The 447-nt window shown below is 67.1% G+C and carries 1 protein-coding gene; it reads right to left on the bottom strand.

Features of this window, described 5'->3' with window-relative positions; all coding sequences use genetic code 11:
• The coding region (locus E6K76_03445) for a cadherin repeat domain-containing protein (GenBank protein TMQ59983.1) at positions 1–364 on the bottom strand (364 nt) is incomplete at its 3' end.
• Between the last annotated feature and the right edge of the window lie 83 nt (positions 365–447).

The raw sequence follows: 447 nt of genomic DNA, 5'->3' as shown, positions 1-447 counted from the left end.
CCGCCGTCGCCCCCTGAGCCACGCTCATGTTCGCGATCGCGTTCAGCGTCGGCGCACGGTTCTGGTTGATCACCGTGATCGTGAACGACCTGCTGTTGCTCAAGGGCGGCGACCCATTGTCCGTCGCCGTCACCGTCGACGAATAGGTCCCCGAGTCCGAGAAGCCCGGCGTCAGCGCGATGTTCCCCGTCGCCGTCCCCGTCCCAGGACTCGTCGTCGTCACCGCCTCGAACGTCGGACCCGACGTCTTGCTGAACGTCACCGGGTTCCCGTCCGGATCCGTGGCGCTGATCGCCTGATTCGCCGTCGCCCCCTCGGTCACCGTCATGTTGCTCGGCTGCGCCAGATTCGGCGCGGCGTTCACTCCACCGGGCGCGCCGGCGCCATCCCGGTCGTACCAGTCGCCCGAACAAGCTACGGTCGGATCCCCAAGGAGGTACGAATTGA

The organism is Candidatus Eisenbacteria bacterium, from assembly GCA_005893275.1.
Classification (GTDB): Bacteria; Eisenbacteria; RBG-16-71-46; order SZUA-252; family SZUA-252; genus WS-7.
The sequence above is the reverse complement of the archived record's forward strand: the minus strand, read 5'-3'. Positions and strand labels throughout refer to the sequence as shown.